This window comes from Bartonella sp. W8151 (genome assembly GCF_016100385.1).
Taxonomy (GTDB): Bacteria; Pseudomonadota; Alphaproteobacteria; order Rhizobiales; family Rhizobiaceae; genus Bartonella; species Bartonella apis.
In genome coordinates this window covers 1-338 of sequence record NZ_JACFSO010000013.1, presented here as the reverse complement: position 1 = coordinate 338, position 338 = coordinate 1, and the positions used below count along the sequence as shown (strand labels likewise).

At 48.5% G+C, this 338-nt stretch carries 1 rRNA gene; it reads left to right on the top strand.

Annotated elements, in window-relative coordinates:
* Positions 1–255: 255 nt before the first annotated feature.
* Positions 256–338, top strand: a 5S ribosomal RNA gene (rrf, locus tag H3V14_RS10750); the annotation flags it as partial.

Genomic DNA, 338 nt, shown 5'->3' with positions numbered 1-338 from the left:
GGTGTGGAAGTGTGGTGACACATGGAGCTTACTGATACTAATCGTTCGATTGACTTGATCGTTCCCATTACAAATGTTCATCTTTGCTGTGCAAAGTTTACTTTACTGCACTCTTGAGGTGCAGCTTTCCGCTGGCGCGGCCAAAACTGGTCGACGCGCAGTCGCGCTTTAAAGCCAAGGCTTGAAAGTAAGAGTAAAAGAACAATACCAACAGAAAGATATTCGGCTTCTTGAAAAATTGTTGCGCTTTGCTGACCTGGTGGTTATAGCGGAGCGGCTGCACCCGATCCCATTCCGAACTCGGCCGTGAAACGCTCCTGCGCTGATGGTACTTTGTC